We start from the raw sequence: 19,053 nt of genomic DNA on the forward strand, positions 1-19,053 counted from the left end.
CGGGGTCGTCACACCGGTGGGGGCAGGCCGAGTGCCGCTATCCGGGCGGCACCGAGGCCGCAGCATGCTTGCCCGGCAAGCATCGGCGCGCGGCGGCAAGGAGCGTGTGCAGGTCGGCGGCGACAGGGACCAGTTGTGCCGCTCGGGTGCCGGTCACTCTGGTGAACAGCCAGGTCTGAAGGGCAGCCAGCAGTACGTACGCCACCGAGGAGGCCACGGCACAGCCGACAGCGCCCCACATGGGGATCAGCATCAGGTTGAGCCCGATGTTGACCGCCAACGCGATCACGGACGGCACCACCACGAGCTTCGCACGGCGCAGCCTCAGCAAGTAGGCACTCGGCAGCCTGCTCGCCCCGAGAGCCATGACACCCGGAGCCAGCAGCAGGACGAGGGGAACGGTGTCGGCGTACGCCGAGCCGTACATGGCGCCCACCAGCACGGGTGCGGCCAGCATCAGCACCAGCGCCGAGGCGACTGCCAGCAGAGCCGCGTACCGGGTGACCCGTACGGTGACGTCGACGGATTCGGTGTCGCTGGAGTTGAACTGGCGTTTGAGCATCACCTGGGAGACGACATCCGCCAGCATGCGGCTGTACCCGGCCAGGCCCACCGCGAGTGAGTAGATACCCACCTCGCGCGCCCCGGTGAATGCGCTGAGCAAGTAGATGTCGGCGTTCATCAGGAGGTACACAGAGGCGGGCCCGAGGTGATAGCGCGTACCGGTGGCCACCGTCATGCGCGCCAGCTTCAGGTCCCGGCGGCGTCCCGATGCCATTCCCACGGCGATGAACACCGTGAGCGGGACACTCCCGGCGGCGACCCAGGTGACGAGTGCCGTGACGACGTTCAACCGCTCATCGAAGGCAAGTACAGCCACGGCGGTGCACTGGACGAGTGAGCCGATCAGCATCGCGCGGTTCGCCACGTCGACCCGCCCCTCCAGCAGACCGATGTTGGCCGCGTAGTTCGACGCGATGCCGAGCGGAACGCCGAGGCAGGCCACCATCACCAGGTACTGGCCCGGCAGGTTCAGCCTGTCGGGGCCGATCACGGCCACCACCGCTGTGGCCGTGAGTCCGCTGAGCGTCCCGAGCGCGAGAGCGAGCGGCACACTGTTGCCGACGAGTGCGTCGCGGCGCGCGGCGTCCGGCCACAACGCGCTCTGCGCCTGTTCGCCGGACAGGTGTCCCAGCATGGTGGCGGTGGTGGCGACCGTGACCGCCATGTAGTAGACACCGCGGCCCTCGGGCTCCAGCGACCGGGCGATCACGGCGCTCGTGAATACGGACAGCAGCAGGCATGCGGCCCGGCTTCCCAGCATGCCGAGCACTTGCCGTGCGGTGTCAGCCACAGTGCCCCGGGGCCGGCTGGGCGGCGGCGGTCGCGACTTCTCCGGTCTGCTCGGCACACGTCCGGTGCCACAACTCGAACTGCATCATCGACCACAGCCGGTTGGAGCGGTCCCGGCCTTCCACGTGATCCCGCAGCAGCTGGTTCACCACCTCGGGCCGGAACAGACCGCGGGAGCGGGCGGTCCGGTCGGTCAGCAGATCGAAGGCCAGCGGCCGCAGTTCGCAGCGCAGCCAGTCCGCGAGCGGCACGCCGAAACCGGCTTTGGGCCGTGTGAGCAGCTCGTCCGGCAGCCACGGGACCATCGCCTTCTTCAGCAACGCCTTGGTGACCTGGCCCTGGACCTTCCACTCGCCGGGAAGGCCTGCGGCCCACTCCATCAGATGGTGATCCAGGAACGGTGAGCGGGCTTCGAGGGAATGCGCCATGGTGGTGATGTCCACCTTCACGAGCAGGTCGCCCGGCAAGTAGGTGTTGACATCGACGTCCATCAGCCGGTTGACGTCCTCGTCGGCATGGGAAGCCTCGAACACCTGCCTGATCAGCTCGTTGCTGTCGACCCCCGCGACCTGCTCGCGCATCGCGTCGGTGTAGAGCTCGTCCTTGGCCTCGCCGGTGAAGTGGGACATGAGGCTGGCATAGCGATGCTGTGGCGTCTCGGCCAGCAACCTCAACCCGCGGCCGACCCTGCGCAGCCCCGCTGCTGTGTCCGCCTGCGCCAGTCCGGAGCCGATACGGCTCAGCAGGCCGCACAGCTGTCGCGGGGGCTGCATACGCCCCGCTCTCTTCATGAACGCGTAGCGCCGGTAGCCCCCGAAGCACTCGTCCCCACCGTCGCCGTTGAGCACCACCGTCACATGCCGACGGCTCAGTTCGGCCACGAAGAACGAGGGGATCGACGAGGAGTCGGCGAAGGGTTCGTCGAAGTGGCGGGTCACTCTGGGCAGGACGTCCAGCGCCGACGACCCGGCCACGACGAACTCGTGGTGGTCGGTGCCGTAGTGGCGGGCCACGGAAGCCGCGTACGACCGCTCATCGAACCGCGCGTCGTCGAATCCGATGCAGAAGGTCTTCACGGGCTGATCGCTGAGCCGCGCCATGGCGGCCACCACCGCGGAGGAGTCGATACCGCCGGACAGGAAAGCACCGAGCGGACGTTCGCTGACCATACGGACCCGGGTGGCGTCCAGCAGCAACTGCCGCACCTGCTCGGCCGCGTCCCGCTCGCTGTGCACGGGCCGCGGGGTGAAGTCCAGCTTCCAGTACCGCCGGATCCGCCGGCTGCCCCGTTCCCACACGAGAACGTGCCCCGGGGGCAGTTTGTGAATGCCCCGGTAGATCGACCAAGGAGCCGGTACGTACTGATAGGTGAGGTAGTGATGCAGTGCCACCGGATCCAGTTCACGGGGCACCGAAGGGTCGGCCACGAGTGCTTTGAGCTCCGACGCGAAGGCCAGTGAGTCACCGGCCTGCCGGTAGAACAACGGCTTCTTCCCCACCCGGTCCCGCGCTAGCAGCAGCCGGCCTCGCGTCGCGTCCCAGATCGCGAAGGCGAACATGCCCCGGAGGTGCCCGACAAGGTCCTCGCCGTGTTCCTCGTAGAGGTGGACAAGAACCTCGGTGTCGCCCTCGGTCGTGAACCGGTGTCCGCGACCGGTCAGCTCCCGCCGCAGCTCGGCGAAGTTGTAGATCTCACCGTTGAAGACCGCCACGACGGAGCGGTCCTCGTTGTAGACAGGCTGGTCTCCGCCGGCGACATCGATGACGGCGAGCCGGCGCATGCCCAGCGCCGCGTGATCGTCGGTGTGGAAGCCCTCTCCGTCCGGGCCCCGGTGGGCGATGAGGCGGCACATCGCACGTACACGCTCGGGGTCGGGAGGGCTGGTCGACACGATTCCCGCTACACCGCACATAGACGCTCCCAAGGTGACATGCCGTCGGACCAGTGGTCCGCCGGCCTGTCGGGCCCCTGTTTGCCGCACACTCCTCCGCGGGCTGACCACCGAGCCTGATACATATCACACCGATATGGACATTTCGCCGGGCCTCACTGCGCTGCAACCACCCCTCCCCCGGGCTCCACCCCTGTGTGCTCCGATCCGGTGACCTCTTCTGCCCGGCCCCGTCACCACCGCGATCCGGTCAGAACGGCGGGATATTGTCTCCGAGCCCTGACCGGTGGCTGCACGTGGGAGCTGAAATGGCGATCGACGCCCCTGAAATGCTCGGCAATCAGGCAATGACTTCGATGTGCCGGACAATTCTGGCCCCGTATGGGGGACTTGGCCCCGGCAGCCGCGTGCTGGACTTCGGGTGCGGTTCGGGCCGGCACGTCCGTGAGTTCGCCGCTGCGGGCTATGAGGTGGCGGGCGTGGACAGGCCTGTCGAGCCACTGGTCAAGCAATGGATGGAAATGCCGGAGAAGGACCGGGAAGTCCTGCACTTCTCTGACGCCGACGGTAATTTCCCCTTCCCCGCCGAGTCCTTCGACTTCTGCTACTCGACGTCCGTTTTCGAGCATGTGATGAGCTACGACAAGCCGCTCGGCGAAATCGCCCGGGCCCTCAGGCCGGGAGCCTGGACCCTGCACGTGTTCCCGGCTCGCTGGCGGCCGGTTGAGCCGCACATCTTCACGCCGTTCGGCGGCCGGTTCCAGCACCCCGCACTCGTCTCCCTCTGGGCGAAGCTCGGTATCCGCAACTCCTTCCAGCGTCATCTCAGTGCTGCAGAGACCGCGGCCAGGAACATCGAGTACAGCGCGAGTGGAATCAACTACCCGACGAAACACGAGATTTCCCGAGCATTCGGCCGCCACTTCTCACAGGTCGAGTTCGTGGAGCGTGAGTTCGTGATGGCGACACGCAGCGTCAGCCGTTTCTCCGGGGCACTCGCCCCGGTAATCTCATGGCCCGTGGTCGAAATGCTGTACCGGGGATTCCATACCCGGGTCGTGCTGGCGCGCAAATCGTAGGCCCTGGTCCCGGTGGCCGTGACACGCCACACGCACAGATCGAAAGAGGCACCGCTCCGTCATGCCCGCACTGACTGTGCCAAGGACCCCAGCAGGTTCTCGTCACTCCGAGCCGGACGGCCCGCGCAGTTCGCTGTGCAGCGCTCTCGCCGTATACACCGTCGCAGCTGTTTTCCACGTGGCCGTCGTCCTGGTCGTTCATTCTCAGACCCACGGCCAGGCGCTCTTTCCCGATGCGCGGGGATACGAATCGACCAGCGCGGCGATCGCCGAGGCGTGGCGCAACGGAAACTCCTGGGAGATGCGGAATCTGCCGGCGCAGGTCGGTTCGGCGGTGTGGGGCTACCCGGTGATCATGGCCGTGTGCAGATTCCTGACCGGCGGAGGATGGCTTGCCGCCAAGACGGTGCTGGCACTTCTCGCGGCGACCGGCGCGGTCGCGGCGCACCGACTGGCCCTCGGGCGGGGAAGCAAGCGCGCGACCGCCGCCGGGCTGCTGGTCGGCACCAGCCCGTCCCTCCTGCTGTGGGACGCCTGGGGCCTCAAGGACGGGCTTCTCGTCACCCTCATCCTGTGGTCGCTGCTCGTCCAGACGCGGGCACGCTTCTCGGTCGCCTGCGTCGGTACGTTGCTGAGCATCTACGCATGCCTGTACCTGAGACCTTTCGCGGCGCTGTTTCTCGTGGTCACCCTGTTCGCCCGGGTTCGCTTCCGTCGCGAGTTCCTTGCGGGTTCCCTGATCGTCGTGGGGGCCGCGGCCGTCTTCATCGTCCCCCGGCTGATGACGCTGCTCGATCTGGTGGACTCACTGGAGGTGCACGACGGGACCCGTCTCGGCTTCACCGGCGGATACGGCGCGGAGAACCTCCTGAGCCATCCCCAGTACCTGATGGCATTGCTGCTCGGGCCGTTTCCCTGGGAGTTCGGCCCGGAGACCGCGGTCCCGGGACGCTGGCTCTATATGGGAACGCTCATCTGGATCGCATGCCTCGCCGTAGCTCCCGCTGCACTGCGGCGGGCATGGGCGGACACCGAAGGGGTCGGTCGTGCTGCCGTCCTGGGATGCGCCGCGTACGCCGCCGCGTACATGGCCACCTTCGGCGGAGCTTTCTACCGGCAGCGTTCCCTTCTCGAGTGCATGCTGGTCGTTCTCGTCGTGCTCTACCTCCCGCTCTCCCCGGCCCGGGCGATGATGCGGATCCAGGTGTGGCTTGCCGTAGTCGCCTGCATGGCCGTTCTGCACAGTCCCCACCTCACGCCCACGATGCAGAGCAAGTGGCTTGCCGCGGGCGCGATCGGTCTGGCCGTCCCTCTGACGTTCCTGTGCAGTCACCGGCAGGGCGTCGGACGCCGATTGCTCGGCCGCCGGACGTAGCCACGCCTCACTGAAAGGATTGCCCGGTGCCGGCTTCCCCACCGGATCCCTGCCCCCTGTGCGATTCGTCCTCACGGGCAGCGTCGTCTCGCGTCCGCCTCGCCGGGTGTCGGAAGGGCGAACGCCGGACTGTCGTACGGCCCCGGGGCCGGAACGGCCGCACGGTGCGCGCGCTGCTCCGGCGTCGCGGGTGATGCGGTGATGCTCGACCGGCCCGGGAGTCAGCCCTTCGGGGTGCTCGTCGTCTGCACCGGCAACCTGCATCGCTCACCGCTGGCGGAACGTCTGCTGGCCGTCCGGCTGGCTCCGGCATCGGAGCGTGTCCACGTGTCGAGCGCAGGCACCGCCGCGCTGACCGGCGCACCGATGGACCCCGCCGCGGCCTCCCTGCTCAGCGAGATGGGCGGGGATCCGGGTGGAGCCGTCGCCCGAAGGCTCACCTCGGGCCTCGTGAGCGACGCGGCACTGGTGCTGGGTGCCGCGTCCGAACATCGCGAGGCTGCCGTACGGCTCTGCCCGGTGCACGGGCTCCGCAGCGCCTTCACTCTGCGGGAGTTCGCCCGGCTGCTTCGCGGCGAGGACGCGGCCGGTCTGACCGACCCGGCCGAGCGGGCCGCGGCCCTGACCGCGGGGGCGGCGGCCAGGCGGGGACTGACCGGCCCCGGGTCGAGTGACGACGACCTTGTCGACCCGTACGGAGCGTCCGAACAAGAGGCGAGAGCGTGCGCCGCCCGTATCACCGAAGCGGTGCAACGGATCGCCGCGGCGGTGCTGGGCTGACCGGCAGGCTCCCGATCATTGTTCCCGGCAGCCCCGCGAAGGGTGCAGGGTCGCCCGCAGGGGGCGGGGAAGCCGCTGGTTCAGCACGGTCGGTGGGTCATCCGACCAGGGCTCCAGCAACCGCAGCGTCATCGTGCGGCTGCCGCCTGCCGGTACCTCGATGTCGAACGTGTAGACGGGGTGTCCGCGCTCGAAGGTCGGCGTCATGAGAGCCGTCCGCCCGTCGACGGTCGCCTTGATCAGATTCGCCCCCGCGGTCGCGTAGTACGAGACCAGCAGTCGGTTGTCACCCTGGCGCGTCGCGTAGAACGGCTTGTCCAGACGGGCGGTGACGTACGCCGGGAGTCCCGAGGACGGTGCACGGTTGGAGAGGACGGCCTTGACGGTGACCTCCCGCCCCCTGGCGGTACAGGGGCCGGAGTACCAGTCCAGGGTGCGGTCGAGGTAGTAGTCCAGCTTGGTGCCTGCGGCATTGTTGACGACCAGCCCGGCGTAGGGCTCCGGCCCCTGCGGCAAGGAGCCGCCCAGCGGGCGGGATTCCAGCTCCCCCTGCTCGTTCCGGTGGGCGCTCCAGACAGTCATCTGCCCGTCGGAAAGCACCTCGTACAGGCGGAGGATCAGCGCGGGCCGCCGTTGGGGGTCCTCGGCAGCGGTGATCAGCCGCCCGGCGGCCGCACGTGCCACCTCCAGCAGGAAGGCCTTGCGTTCGAGCGCGTCCGCGTACATCGCGTAATTGGTGCGTTCACTGATGTCCACCACGTTGTCGGCCGTGACAAGGGTGCCGTCGCTCGTGCGCGCCGGCCCGGAAGCTTCGAGAAGCCTGGCCAGCGCATCCGGATCCAGGGAGAGGACGCCGTCGACCGGCTCACCGCTCTTGTCGAGCCAGGCGGCCGACCAGATGCGCGCGGCATTGGGGAAGTGCGGGCTCATGTTGGAGTTCGGCCACATGCTCACCGCGGCGTTGCGTCCGTACATGGCGGTGAACTCGGCGCCCAGGTCGACCTTCGGACGGGTGGTCATCATCTCGCTGTCGTGTCCGAAGTCCGTCAGCGTCAGTGTGCCTCTGTCGGCCGTCAGCATGGCGTGAGCGCCGGGCATGCCGCCGGTTCCGCGTGCCTCCGCGGGATTCTGGAACACCACGAAGTAGCGGCGGGGACCGTCCTCCCCCAGCATCAGCGGGAGAAGCCGAGCGCCGGTGGTGGCGTCCTCCACGGCGGGCGCCATCCGGTCCAGTTTGCCGAGGAGCCGGGCCCGCGCCCGGTCCACGGCGGGCAGCCAGGTACGGCTGGGCAGCGCGCGGGTCTCCGCGCGGGCCGCGGCCACCTGGCTCGAGGCGTGCTCGAGCGCCGGTGCGGCCTTGCGCAGCGCGGAGAGGTTGAGGGTGCCGCCACCGTCGCCCGCGTCATGGACGAGGTTGCCCACGGTGCGTACGACCGCAGGCAGCACCCGGCCGGCCAGCCGGTCGACGGCCTTCGCCGTGCCACGGACGCTCTCGAGAGGCGCCCCCAGTCCGGGGAGGTACGCGGCCACGGACCACGCCGGTCCGGTGGTCAGCCGGTGGGCCCGGGCAGCGTGGTCCGCGGCGGAGCGCGCCAGTGCGTCGCCGCGCTCCCGCCGGCCGGTGGCGTCCTGCGCCGGCGCGCCCGCCGCGGAGGACGCCGCCACCGTGTTCCGGAGCGTTTCCAGGTCCCGTTGGGCCTCGAGCAGCTCGCTGCGGGCGAAGAAGCCCGTGACGAGCACCCAGCCCGAACCGACGACCAGAAGCCCTGCCACCACCCACGCCACCGGCCTGGCGCGACGGTGATTCCGTCGCACCAGGCCGGTGAGGTGGGACAGAACGACGCTGCCCGGGACTTGCTTGCGGGTGGTGTGTGGCGCAGAGGGCCGCTCAGCCATGTTCGGTGGCAGCACGCCGTCGCTTGCTGATCACCAGAGTCCCGCCGCCGAGGATCACCAGGCCGCCTGCCGCGGTGAGCAGCGCCACCGTCGGGTCCGGGGAACCGGAGTGAGCCAGCTCCGGAGGGGCCCCGTTCCCGCGTCCGAAGGAGCCCTTGTCACGGTCCGAGCCGTGGCCGCCGCGCTCGTCGTCGCCCTTGTCCCGGCCGTGCTCGTCGTCACCCTCGCCCGCACTGCCGAGTGCACCGCCGTCACCGTCGTGGTCACGGAAGACGGTCACCTGCGCGGACAGTGTGAGCTCGGATTTCTGGCCGACGAGCTGGAAGAGGTAGGTGCCCGGGCGGATGCGCCTGGGGATGATCACCCTTCCCGTCACGATGCCGTTCGCGTCGGCCGTGAAGTGGCCGAGCACCACGATGGGCCTGTCGTCGTCTCCGTCGCCGGGCGTGGAACCGGGGACGAGGCGGGCAATGGCCAGCTCGCCCGGCTGGTACCCGGTCGCGGTGTGGTTGATGTCGTCGCCGGGCGACACGGTGTTGTCGTCGATCGTGAGACCGGGGGTCGGCGGGTATTGCGCAAAGGCCGGTTCGGCGGCAACCACCGGAACGGCGACAATCAGGCTGATGGTGGTGGCGGCCAGGGCGACCCGCCATCTGGAACGTCTGGGCATCGTGATCGGGTCTCCTTCGCAAGGCGCTCGACGAGTGGCGATCTTCGTTGTTGTCGGTTGCGGTGGAACGTCGGTCACCCGCTGCCGGGCAACGGGCGCACGGAGACGCGCGTGAACGGCTCCGTCATCTGCACCACCTCTTGCAGGACGGCAAGGGCATCCGTCCGAAAGCAGGCATCGGGATCCCTTGACGTGGGCAACTCGGGCCAAACAGGCTCACCGCCGGGCTCCACAGGACGGCGCAGTCGCAGCACCCATGTGGCCCCCGAACGCTCGTGACCGCGGTCCGGCCATGGTGAGGAGCGCCTGCCGCGCGATGGGCGGCCTTCCCGAGCCGTCAGGTCGCGCCGGCGGGAACCTCCCTCGGCGCCGGGAGAGGCCCCGGCACCGGGCAGCGGACCCGTCGGTCGCCCGGGGCACTGCGGCAGGCGAATCGGGAAGCGAAGGTGAAGGCGGAGCGGCCGCATGGCAGGGGTGGTCAGCTGTTCGTACGCCGCCGGGCGGCCATCGCCGTCCCGCCACCGAGCAGCACCAGACCCGCGGCGCCCCCGACGAGCACCAGCGAATCGTTCCCTCCGGTGTCCGCGAGTTGCGGTCCGCTGCCCCAGTGCGGCGACGAGCCCCTCTTGATGCGGATCGTGGCCGACAGAACGTGATACGGATTCCGGGCCCTCAGCCTGAAAGTGTGCCGCCCCCGCTCGATGCGCCTGGGGATGGTGACCGTCCCCTCGACGATGCCCTGCGAGTCGGCGGTGAACCTGCCCAGCACCACCTCGCGCGACAACAGGAGCGCGGTGACCGCCTGCCCGGGTTCGAAGCCCGTGCCCGTGAAGTCGAGGTCGTCGCCCGGTGTTAGGACCGTGGCACCGAGTCCGAGGCCAGGTCCCGGGACCGTCGGCGGGTACTGGGCGAAGGCGGGCGGGGCAGCGATCAGCGGTGCGGCGACGATGACGGCGGAGGCGGCCAGGGCCGTAAGGCCGGCCACGCCATCTGGACGTCCTCATGTGCTCCACGCTCCTCGAGAGAGTTCAGGCCGACGACTGACGACTTATACGTCCCGTATGCACGGATACATGGCGACATCCCGAGACAGTGCACACCGCGGACGACGGAGGCACCGAGATGGCGTAAGAACATGCCGCGCAGACCCCTGGAAGTCATGGCGACTTCGGGGTCTGCGCGGACATGGAGGGTGCAAAGAAAGGGATCTGGCGACACATCAGGAAGTGAACACGGGGCTCCCCGCGGCGCCGGGGGGTCCTCGGACCCGGCCCGACCGGCCGGGCGCGCCGGGGGACAGCACTGCCGCGGCGCACGCCCGTCGCCGCGGCAGTGGACGGAGGCTCTGTCAGGTCCACCCCGGCGGTGGGTAGAGGTCGCCTTCACCGCTGACCGCGTCGGCGAACACGAGCTCTTCCTCATATCGGCGATGCCGGCCCAGAGTTCCCCGGGAACTCGACGTGTCCGGCTTCGCCAGCCGGCCGTCGGCCGCGAGGGTCTGGACCCGCTGGAGCACCGACCTCAGATCGAGGCCCAGTTCATTGGCGACGACCAGCAGATCCACGCCCGACTGCCAACTCCACACCAGCACCGAGTCCATCGCCGGGGACCAGATCAACGCCGCCGGGTGCGTGTCCACCCAGGGATCCTCGACCATCGGCGCAGCAACCGGGGTGGCCACCTGGGGAGTCGGCGCGGGATGGGGAGGCGGAGGCGGTGGGGGAACCGCAGGCGCCGGCTCTACGCGAGGGAGCGGGAACTGGGGCTCGGTCGGAGGATCGCTGACGGCCTCCCTGACTCTGTCCTGGCCCGTGGTCAGCAGATTCGCTGCCACCGTACGGGCGCCGTCGCGGCCGACGGTCCTGCGCGCCACACGGACCTCGCGCTCGTGCAGGCCCATCATGCCGGCGACGCTTCCGTCGTCGCCGACGACCACGGCGAAGGCCGCAAGCTTCCTCGTGCGGTCGGCCTGCGCCTCGTCCAGAGCGGTCTGCGCCTGCCGGACGCGATCGTCGCTGGCACAGAAGGCCTTCGCTAGGATTGTATTTCTTTCCCATACTTCACGCGGTTCCACATACGCACAAACGCCTGGCGCGGCTATTGAGCTCGCGGTTCCCGCATAATCAACACAAAGAGAGCCAAAAACTAAAGGCAATCAAGATCACAGCCGATAACTTATGGCCATCGCATCGGATCGTCACACTCGACCCGACGTTCGAGCTCTCGAGCGGCCGGAGCTCGGCATCCGGAGCGACGGGGCGGCCACCCGGCAGCGACGGGTGGCGCCGTGAACACCACGGCGCCGGGGCCGGCGGCCCGGGACGGACGGGCGCTCATCCGTCTATCGGATGCTGTGACGAAAGAATTTGCATCCACTGGGTTGAATTCTTGAGCGCGTCGAACACTCTTCCTCAGCCGGGCGTTCTCTTCGATGCCATCGTGCTGTTCGGCCCGCGCTGTGCGAGCGAGTGGGGGCCAAGGGTGATCCTGTAGTCGCTCGCACCGGCAAGGAAAAGAGACAAGCATGCGCAAGATCGCCAGGGCAGCCGCCACCGGAGCCCTCGTACTCCCCCTCGTGCTGGGCGCCGCCGGCATCGCGGCCGCTGACGCCGGGCCGGTCCACGGGCAGTTCGAGTCTTCGGCCAACGCCGCGGGCGCATCCAACTCGGGAGTGCTGTCCGGCTTCCTCGGGGCCGGCGACCAGGAAGCCGGCAGCGCGGCTGCCCCTGGCAGCCCGGTGTACCTGGGGTCGAGTCAGACCGCCGACGCGGCCGGCGCCTCCTCCTCGGCCGTCTCGAGCGGCGTCGACGCGGACGGCCACACCTACTACCTCGTCAACCAGATGGTCGCGGACGAGAACGGCGCATCGTCCTCGATGACGTTCTCGCGTTCCTGACGGACACACAATCCGAGGCGCTCGACAACTCCGGTCGGGCGCCTCGGTATTTCCCGGGCCACTCGTGTCCGGCGGATGTCAGGCGTGGGCGGCGCCGAGGATGAAAGTCCACCAAGGACCGTCCGGGCCATGGGAAATCCCCACGCCGGCCTCCCTGTAGGTGCAGGTGAGAATGATCTCTCGATGATCGGGGCTGTTCATCCAGCTCCGCACGACCGACGGTGCGTTCTGCGACCCCCTGGCCACATTCTCGCCGTAGTACTCGTTCTCGTATCCGGAATCGTGGAGTCGTTCGCCGACCGAGACGCCGCCCCTGCCCATATGGGTCAGCCGTCCTCCTGTCGCCATCTCGGCGCTGTGCCGCTCCGCCGCCCGCTCCAGCGCCGGGTGCTCGTGCACCGCGGGACAGCCGACGCGCAGCCGCTCCAGATTGACCAGAGCGAGAACGCGCTCAGCGGTCGCCGCCGACGCGGCCACGGAACCGGCTTGTCCGGCGGCGGCGCCGGAATTCGTTCCCATTGCCGATGCGACTCCCCCCGTCGCCGTGCTTGCCACCTCAAGCCCCGCGAGCAGGGCCACCGTGAGAATTCCTTTTGCCCAGTTCGTCATGGGACATTTCTACCGCTGCCCCCGCTCTCATCCATGCCCTTCAGGGCCGAGGCGAAAGAGTGTTTTTCGCGTCGGGCGATTCGGGGAATTCCGTGCTTCCGCTCCGGACAACACGAAAAAGGAAGTCCCGGACACCGGTCTTTCCGTGTCCGGGACTTCCCTTTTCGCTCCGCTCGGCCCGGAGCATCGTCCGGCTTCCTTCGGCCCCCGAGGACTTCGATGTCGCCCTGCGCCGAACCGAGCGGACATTCCTGATCAGTTGGTGGACTTCTGCGCCAGCGGCAGTGCGATGTCGGTGACCTGGTGGTTCAGGGGGAACGAGCGCACCCGCTGTGCCGCGCCGGTGAGCAGGTTGACGTGGTGGAAGCGGTAGACGCCGTCGACCTGCAGGGTGGCGAAGCCCTGGTTGCTGCCCTCGTAGCCGTTGCCGTTTCCGTTCTTGGCCGAGTAGTAGATGTCGAAGCCGGCCGACGGCCCCGCGTTGACGCCGAGGCTGCCCGTGGGGGCGAGATTGCCGGAGTTGGCCGGGGACTGCACCGCGACCGTGTCGTTGACGGTGTCGACGTCGAACAGGGTGGTCCCGGTCGCCGGGTCGAGGTCGTTGTTGGTGTAGGCGGCGCCGGTGATCCCCAGCGCAACGGCGGCCGACGGGTGCGTCAGCACGGCGTCGACCGTGGTGACGAGCGGAGCGTTGGCGTCGTCGATGTTGTGCCGCAGGTTCTGACCGGTGTCGCTGACGATGCGCAGGCGGTTCGCCGCCGGGTTGAAGTCGACTCCGAACTGGGTGCCGGAGAGCGCGACCGTGAGCTGGTGCACCTTTGTCGCAACCGCGTTGAGGGTGTTGATGGTGTAGATGCCGCCCTGGTTGCCCACCCCGTAGAGCAGTCCGTTCTGGACCCGGAAGTCGATCCCCACCAGAGACGTGTCCCCGACGAGCCCTGAGATCTGCGCGATCGAGCGCACCGTCGACGGAGTGCTGGTGTTGAAGCTCACCAGCCGCTGGTCGGTCGTCAGGCCGAACACCTTCAGGCGCCCGTGGTAGTCACCCCCTGTCGCCCGGACGGCAGCCACGGACCCCGACTGGGCGATCGCTGGTGCCTGCCCGGCCTCGGCGTTGGCCGCGGCCGTCTGCGGCCAGGCCGCCACAGCGGCCAGCACCGCCGCGGCGAGAGTTGCTCTACGCATGTGTGTGTCTCCCTCAGAGGTCGAATCGCCCCTATCCACTGGGCGTCGGACAGCCACATACCTTGCGTAGGGAAATCAGCAACCTCAATGCGGCCATTCGGCCGCACACCGTAAGCGCTTCCCCGGCCGCCGCAGAAAGAGCTGCCGCCACGAAGGAAGGACGGCGGGCCTTCGACGGGCCGGGCGGCGAGGGGCTTCACGGCGACGGGCTCAGACGGACAGCGCTCCCCCGGCGACGGCCACCACCGCCGCGACGATCGTGACGACGGCGATGACGAGCATTGCCGCGCGGCCCGCACTGAAGACATCCATGGCCTGCCAACGATGTCCGCGGGCGGATGAACCGGGGGCGTCCGAACCGCAATCAGGCCGTCACCGGCCCGTTAGGGTGGCGAGCGACGACAACACGGCGAGGTGCGGCGCCAGGGCACACGAACCCGGCAGGGTCCGAACGAGAGGCCCTGGGCGCCGCCCTCCGCAGACATGGGTGCAGGCCCGGAGATGTACTGCCGGGCCTGCGCTGCCGGTGGGCCGGGGAGCCTGTCCGGCGGGGTGAAGGCGGCTGTGGGGCGGTGTATGCCCCGTGTCAGCGTCGCGAAGCCCTGGTGCTCCGGATGGCGGCGGCGCCGCCGCCGGCGAGGGCGAGCGCGGCCAGTGCCATCAGGCCCGTGTTGGCCTCGGCTCCGGTCCGGGCGAGCGTCGCCGGGGGCTTCGCGCCCTCGGTCACGGGCACCTCGGCGACCGGCTCGGCGGGCAGCGGCGTGCTCGCCTCGGGAACGGCCGGTGCCTCCGGGAGGGGAGCCGCGGGCACGGGCGCCACGGGTGGAACGACCGGCGGGGCAGCCGGCGGGGCGACGACCGGCGGGACAACCGGCGGAGCGACGACCGGCGGGACAACCGGCGGAGCGACGACCGGCGGAACGACCGGCGGAGCGACGACCGGGGGAACGACCGGCGGGACGGCCTCGTCGTCGTCGGGAACCGTGGGCGGCACCGGCACCGGGTTCTCTCCGGGCTCGTTCCCGTCGGGTACCGGCACCGGCAGCGGCATCGGGTCGACAACGGGCGGTTCCTGCACCTCCGGCGGGTTGGGCAGATCAACGTCATCCGGAGGCGTCTGCTCCTCACCCGGAGCGGCAGCCCCGGTGTCACCATTGACGCAGGCGTTGCCGGATGCCGGGTTGAGCAGTCCGATGACATTGACAGTATTACCGCACAGATTCACCGGCGCGTGAACGCCCGCCTGAATGACATTGCCCGAGAGGATTCCAGGCGAACCGTCCGCGGTTCCGACGCTGCCGACGTCTGCCACTGCCGCTCCGACGCTGGCCACGGTAGCCCCGGTAGCCAGGCAGGCCGCGAGGAGGATGCGCTGAGCCTTGCTCTCCACCTTTGTTTCCCTTCTTGCTTCGGGAGAAGGATCGGACCTCCTCCCTTCGAGCAGGAAACGAAACAAACGGCGCCACGTAACGCAGACGTGGCTCCGATTTTTGAGTGGCACCGGTGCAAATCCCTATTCTCATTTGGGCATTCGAGGTTTCTTACGATCGGAGCGGATCGCCTGAAGGCTTCTCACGCGTTCTCAGGTGAATACGGCCGACCCTGCCCGGCAGCTCCGGCGCCGCCTTCGGCGACGAGGCCGTAGAGGACGAAGGCGAGCGGCCTCCGAAGCTCCCGCTCGGCCTCGGCGGCTCCTGGATCCATCAGCGGGCACAGGCCGGGGCGACCCAGGCCGGGCGGACATCGGCGCCGCGCGATCGGCCGACGAGAGGCCCCCGAGAGCGCCACCGTATAAGCTCGCATCGATATGAGTCTCGACGCATGACTATTCAGAGGGGTGACTCATGGTCGATACGCCCAGGGGATTCGCTGTCCACGTGGCGCCGGTCGGCGCAGGCGACGACGGCAGGGACGACTTCACGGTCCTGCTGTCCACGGAGCCCGCGCGGGTCAGTGCGGTGTTCACCCGGTCCAGGTTCGCGGGCCCTTCCGTGCTCCTGTCCCGTGAGGCCGCGGCCGACGGTGTCGCCCGGGGAGTCGTGGTCGTGGCGCGGAACGCGAACGTCGCCACGGGTGCCCAGGGAGCTGCGAACGCACTGGAGGTACGCGACGGCGTCGCCAAGGCGATCGGTCTGCCCGCCGACGAACTGCTCGTCGCCGCCACCGGTGTGATCGGCCGACAGCTGCCCATGGAGAGCATCCGGAAGCATGTCGCCACACTTTCCTGGCCGTTCACGCAGGACCACGGCTTCGAGGCCGCCGCACGGTCCATCATGACCACCGACACCCGCCCCAAGATCGCCACTGCCCGCGTCGGCGATGCCACGATCACCGGGATCGCCAAAGGGGTGGGGATGCTGGAGCCGGACATGGCGACACTGCTCACCTTCTTCGCCACCGACGCGCATCTCCCCCCGGATGTGCAGGACGAGCTGTTCCGCGAGGTCATGGACATCACGTTCAACGCGGTGAGCATCGACACCGACACCTCCACGTCGGACACGGCCGCGCTGTTCGCGAACGGGCTCGCGGGTGAGGTCGACCCGGAGGAGTTCAGGGCCGCGCTGCACCGTGTGGCACTCGATCTGGTGAAGATGATCGCCTCCGACGGCGAGGGCGCCGACAAGCTCATCCAGGTCGAGGTGGCGGGCGCGCGGGACGCGGCGCAGGCGAAGCGGGTCGGCAAAGCGGTCGTCAACTCGCCCCTGGTGAAGACCGCGGTCCACGGATGCGACCCGAACTGGGGACGGGTCGCGATGGCGATCGGGAAGTGCAAGGACGAGACGGACATCGACCAGGACAGGGTCACCATCCGCTTCGGGGATATCTCCGTCTATCCGCCACGGGCGGACGACGACGCGGTCCTCGACGACCTGACGGCGTATCTGCGCGGTGAGGAGATCGTCATCGGAATCGATCTCGGTGTCGCCGACGGCGCCTTCACGGTCTACGGCTGCGATCTGACCGAGGGATACGTGCGGCTGAACTCCGAATACACCACCTGAGCAAGGGCGTTACAGGGCGGCCTGGAGTGCGGGCTGTTCCCCTGCGGGACGCAGGGGAACAGCCGGGGTGTCCCTGGCCGGAAAGCGCTGACGCTGCGTGTTCCTTACATATCCTCCTCGTCACCAAAGGTGACATTGGAGGTCCTGCTCATGCTGCGGCTGCGGCGATCGGTACTGAAAGGCACGCTGGCGGCCGGGGCCGCCGGACTGCTGTCCGGAGGCGCGGCACCCGCGGCGGCCACCTTCGCGCGGCAGCGGCCGCCCGGACTCGGCCCGGCGAAGGCCCCGCTGACGATGCGCTGGCTGGGGGTCGCGGGCTGGGAGCTGGCCTTCGGAGGCGGAGCCGGCGGTCGCAGCCGCAGTCTGCTCTTCGACCCGTACTTCAGCCGGATGCGCTGCCTGGGCGAGGACGGAAAGCTCGATCCGTCCCTCCCCCTCCGGCTCGACCGGGCCGCGGTCGAGGAGGCGGCGCGCAGCAGGCTCGCCGGTGCGCCGGAGCTGATCCTCGTCAGCCACGGGCACTTCGACCACATCGCCGATGTACCGCAGCTGCTGTCGCTGCCGGGATGGAAGGACAGCCGCATCCGTACGCTGTGCGACGACTCCTCCCGGCATCTGCTGACGGCCCTGGGGGCTCCCGCGCGTCGCGTCGCGGATGTGATCACCGTCAGGGGCGGCGAGTACCTGCAGTTCGACGGCTTCACCGTGGAGGTCTTCCGCAGTCTGCACAGCCAGGGGGCGGACCACGGGTACTTCGCTCCCGGCAGGCTCGCCGCCCGGCCGGGGACCCGCCCGGCGACGCTCGGTGAGCTTCCGGAGGGCGAGACGCTGATGTACGCGGTCACCGTCGACGACGGCCCGACCGTGCTGCTCTCCGGAGCCAGCAACTACATCGCCCGCGAACTCACGGGTCTGCGCCCGGATGCGGCCGTGGTGGGCATGACCTCGCACTCCGCGGTGCACCGCTATCTGGACCGGCTGCTCGACGTCCTGGGCGACCCGCCGCTGCTGGTCCCCAGCCACCACGACGACATGGTGTCCCCGCTCACCACGGCCGGCGGCCGGGCCGTGCGAGGGGACGATGCGGCCGTCGCCACACTGGCCACGGCGGTGCGGAAGCGGGGCACCGCGGCCAGGACGCGGGTGCTCCGACCACGGCCGTACGAGCCCCTCGACATCACGGCGGAGCTGGCCGGGTAGCCGCGGGGCCGGATTCCGGACCTCATAGGGAGTCCGGCCCCGCAGTCCGTGCGCAGAACGCCCGTTCCGGTCCAGGGCCGACATCGTTCGGATCTTGCCGGGTTCGCGTGCCCTGGCGCCGCGCACCTCGCTGTGTTGTCGTCGGTCGCCTACGTCCCCCGGCCACCGCTGGGAGGTGTCCCCACCGCGTGGGCTCCCTTCTCGGCCTTGCGATGCACGCCGCCGGACCCCGCTCACCGATCCGGCCCGATCCGGACGAAGGACCCTAGGCGGCTTTGAGATAGCGCTCGTCCTGCTGGAGCACCGCCTGCATGGTCGCCTTGAGCTTCACCCCCGGGTCGATCCCGATCTGGTCCCGCAGGGTCCTGCTCGCCCGGTGGAAGATCTGTATCGCGTCCGCCTGCCGGCCCGTGCCGTAGTAGGCCTTCATCAGACCGATGTAGAGGTCCTCGCGGAGCGGGTCCTGGCCGAGGAGCTCCGACAGCTGCGCGATCGCGTCCTCGAACTTCCCTCGTCCTATGTCGATCCGCGCGCGCAGTTCGATGGCGGCCGTCCGCTCCCGGTCCAGGCTCTCGGCATGCAGGCGCAGCCTGCCGGAGGTGACATCCGTGAGTGCTGCGCCTTTCCACATCGCCAGTACGGCTTCGATCCGCTGCCCCGCGGCGTCGAACTCCCCACGCGCGTAGAGTTCGCGGATCTCTCTGACCGCCTCGCGGAAGACGAAGAGGTCGATGCGCACGGCGGGAACATGAAGCTGGTATCCGAGGCGGTGGGACACAAGGACGTCCCTCCCCAGGCCCGCCGCCTCCAGCGCGGTACGAATACGCCAGGTGGAGGTCTGGAGCTGCCCGGATACGGTACGCGGCGGCTCGCCGTCCCAGGAGTCCGCGATGATGGCCTCCTTGGTCACGACCTGCCCGGGCTTCAGCGCGAGGGCCGCGAGGAATCGCACCTGCCTCTGGCCCTGGATCGGAATGGGTACGCCTGCGTTCAGCAATGCCACGGGTCCGAGGAGCTGGACCGTCAGGCGTCTGGCGCTGTTCAAGGTACTTACCCCCCTCGTGGGTGCGCATGATGTCGGGGGGCGAGTGCCGCTTGGGCGGTGTTTCCGCA

17 protein-coding genes are annotated in these 19,053 nt (G+C 69.2%); 7 read left to right on the forward strand and 10 right to left on the reverse strand.

From position 1 onward, the window contains the following. Positions 1 to 37: 37 nt before the first annotated feature. Positions 38 to 1,324, reverse strand: a complete 1,287-nt coding sequence (locus tag ACFU5O_RS03475; RefSeq protein WP_384235746.1) for a lipopolysaccharide biosynthesis protein — start codon at positions 1,322 to 1,324, stop codon at positions 38 to 40. Positions 1,325 to 1,346: 22 nt separating this feature from the next. Then, the gene (asnB, locus tag ACFU5O_RS03480; RefSeq protein ID WP_384235748.1) at positions 1,347 to 3,266 is read right to left on the reverse strand and encodes an asparagine synthase (glutamine-hydrolyzing); all 1,920 of its coding nucleotides are present in this window, start codon (positions 3,264 to 3,266) and stop codon (positions 1,347 to 1,349) included. A 287-nt stretch (positions 3,267 to 3,553) separates the two neighbouring features. On the opposite strand from asnB, the gene ACFU5O_RS03485 reads away from it, so the two are divergent. From ACFU5O_RS03485 to ACFU5O_RS03495, 3 genes are all read left to right on the forward strand, one after another. Further along, positions 3,554 to 4,324 carry a class I SAM-dependent methyltransferase gene (locus ACFU5O_RS03485; RefSeq protein WP_384235751.1) on the forward strand — a complete coding sequence of 257 codons (771 nt, stop codon included), beginning with the start codon at positions 3,554 to 3,556 and terminating at the stop codon, positions 4,322 to 4,324. Between the two features lie 61 nt (positions 4,325 to 4,385). Further along, positions 4,386 to 5,699: a hypothetical protein gene (locus tag ACFU5O_RS03490; RefSeq protein ID WP_384235752.1), complete on the forward strand. Its 1,314-nt coding sequence runs from the start codon at positions 4,386 to 4,388 to the stop codon at positions 5,697 to 5,699. 201 nt (positions 5,700 to 5,900) lie between these two features. Beyond that, entirely contained in the window at positions 5,901 to 6,479 is a 579-nt protein-coding gene (locus ACFU5O_RS03495; RefSeq protein ID WP_384235755.1) for a low molecular weight phosphatase family protein, read from the forward strand. Between the two features lie 15 nt (positions 6,480 to 6,494). Here the strand turns inward: ACFU5O_RS03495 and ACFU5O_RS03500 are convergent, their stop codons facing one another. From ACFU5O_RS03500 to ACFU5O_RS03515, 4 genes are all read right to left on the reverse strand, one after another. Beyond that, on the reverse strand, positions 6,495 to 8,255 hold the full coding sequence (locus tag ACFU5O_RS03500; protein ID WP_384235757.1) for a DUF4012 domain-containing protein: 1,761 nt from the start codon (positions 8,253 to 8,255) through the stop codon (positions 6,495 to 6,497). 112 nt (positions 8,256 to 8,367) lie between these two features. Further along, positions 8,368 to 9,045 (reverse strand): hypothetical protein, encoded by a 678-nt coding sequence (locus ACFU5O_RS03505; RefSeq protein ID WP_384235759.1) that lies wholly within the window; start codon positions 9,043 to 9,045, stop codon positions 8,368 to 8,370. Between the two features lie 478 nt (positions 9,046 to 9,523). After that, a complete protein-coding gene (locus tag ACFU5O_RS03510) occupies positions 9,524 to 10,030 on the reverse strand; it encodes a hypothetical protein (protein WP_384235760.1) in 507 nt (168 codons plus the stop codon). A 363-nt stretch (positions 10,031 to 10,393) separates the two neighbouring features. Next, entirely contained in the window at positions 10,394 to 10,684 is a 291-nt protein-coding gene (locus tag ACFU5O_RS03515; protein WP_384235762.1) for a hypothetical protein, read from the reverse strand. 249 nt (positions 10,685 to 10,933) lie between these two features. Between ACFU5O_RS03515 and ACFU5O_RS03520 the strand changes: the two genes are divergently transcribed. Continuing rightward, positions 10,934 to 11,083, forward strand: a complete 150-nt coding sequence (locus ACFU5O_RS03520; protein ID WP_384235765.1) for a hypothetical protein — start codon at positions 10,934 to 10,936, stop codon at positions 11,081 to 11,083. 486 nt (positions 11,084 to 11,569) lie between these two features. Next, positions 11,570 to 11,941, forward strand: coding sequence for a hypothetical protein (locus tag ACFU5O_RS03525; protein ID WP_384235768.1), 372 nt, complete (start codon positions 11,570 to 11,572; stop codon positions 11,939 to 11,941). A gap of 78 nt (positions 11,942 to 12,019) precedes the next feature. Here the strand turns inward: ACFU5O_RS03525 and ACFU5O_RS03530 are convergent, their stop codons facing one another. From ACFU5O_RS03530 to ACFU5O_RS03540, 3 genes are all read right to left on the reverse strand, one after another. After that, positions 12,020 to 12,460, reverse strand: a complete 441-nt coding sequence (locus tag ACFU5O_RS03530; RefSeq protein WP_384235771.1) for a CAP domain-containing protein — start codon at positions 12,458 to 12,460, stop codon at positions 12,020 to 12,022. A 345-nt stretch (positions 12,461 to 12,805) separates the two neighbouring features. Further along, a complete protein-coding gene (locus tag ACFU5O_RS03535; RefSeq protein WP_384235773.1) occupies positions 12,806 to 13,735 on the reverse strand; it encodes a DUF4394 domain-containing protein in 930 nt (309 codons plus the stop codon). A 586-nt stretch (positions 13,736 to 14,321) separates the two neighbouring features. Then, positions 14,322 to 15,125 carry a chaplin gene (locus ACFU5O_RS03540; RefSeq protein ID WP_384235775.1) on the reverse strand — a complete coding sequence of 268 codons (804 nt, stop codon included), beginning with the start codon at positions 15,123 to 15,125 and terminating at the stop codon, positions 14,322 to 14,324. 454 nt (positions 15,126 to 15,579) lie between these two features. Here ACFU5O_RS03540 and argJ point away from each other — a divergent pair, with 454 nt between their 5' ends. After that, positions 15,580 to 16,740, forward strand: coding sequence for a bifunctional glutamate N-acetyltransferase/amino-acid acetyltransferase ArgJ (argJ, locus tag ACFU5O_RS03545; protein WP_384235778.1), 1,161 nt, complete (start codon positions 15,580 to 15,582; stop codon positions 16,738 to 16,740). Between the two features lie 129 nt (positions 16,741 to 16,869). Further along, a complete protein-coding gene (locus ACFU5O_RS03550) occupies positions 16,870 to 17,940 on the forward strand; it encodes an MBL fold metallo-hydrolase (protein WP_384235780.1) in 1,071 nt (356 codons plus the stop codon). A gap of 265 nt (positions 17,941 to 18,205) precedes the next feature. Here ACFU5O_RS03550 and ACFU5O_RS03555 read toward each other — a convergent pair whose 3' ends face one another. After that, entirely contained in the window at positions 18,206 to 18,985 is a 780-nt protein-coding gene (locus ACFU5O_RS03555) for a BTAD domain-containing putative transcriptional regulator (RefSeq protein WP_384235782.1), read from the reverse strand. Between the last annotated feature and the right edge of the window lie 68 nt (positions 18,986 to 19,053).

The organism is Streptomyces sp. NPDC057445 (assembly GCF_042802855.1).
Taxonomy (GTDB): domain Bacteria; phylum Actinomycetota; class Actinomycetes; order Streptomycetales; family Streptomycetaceae; genus Streptomyces.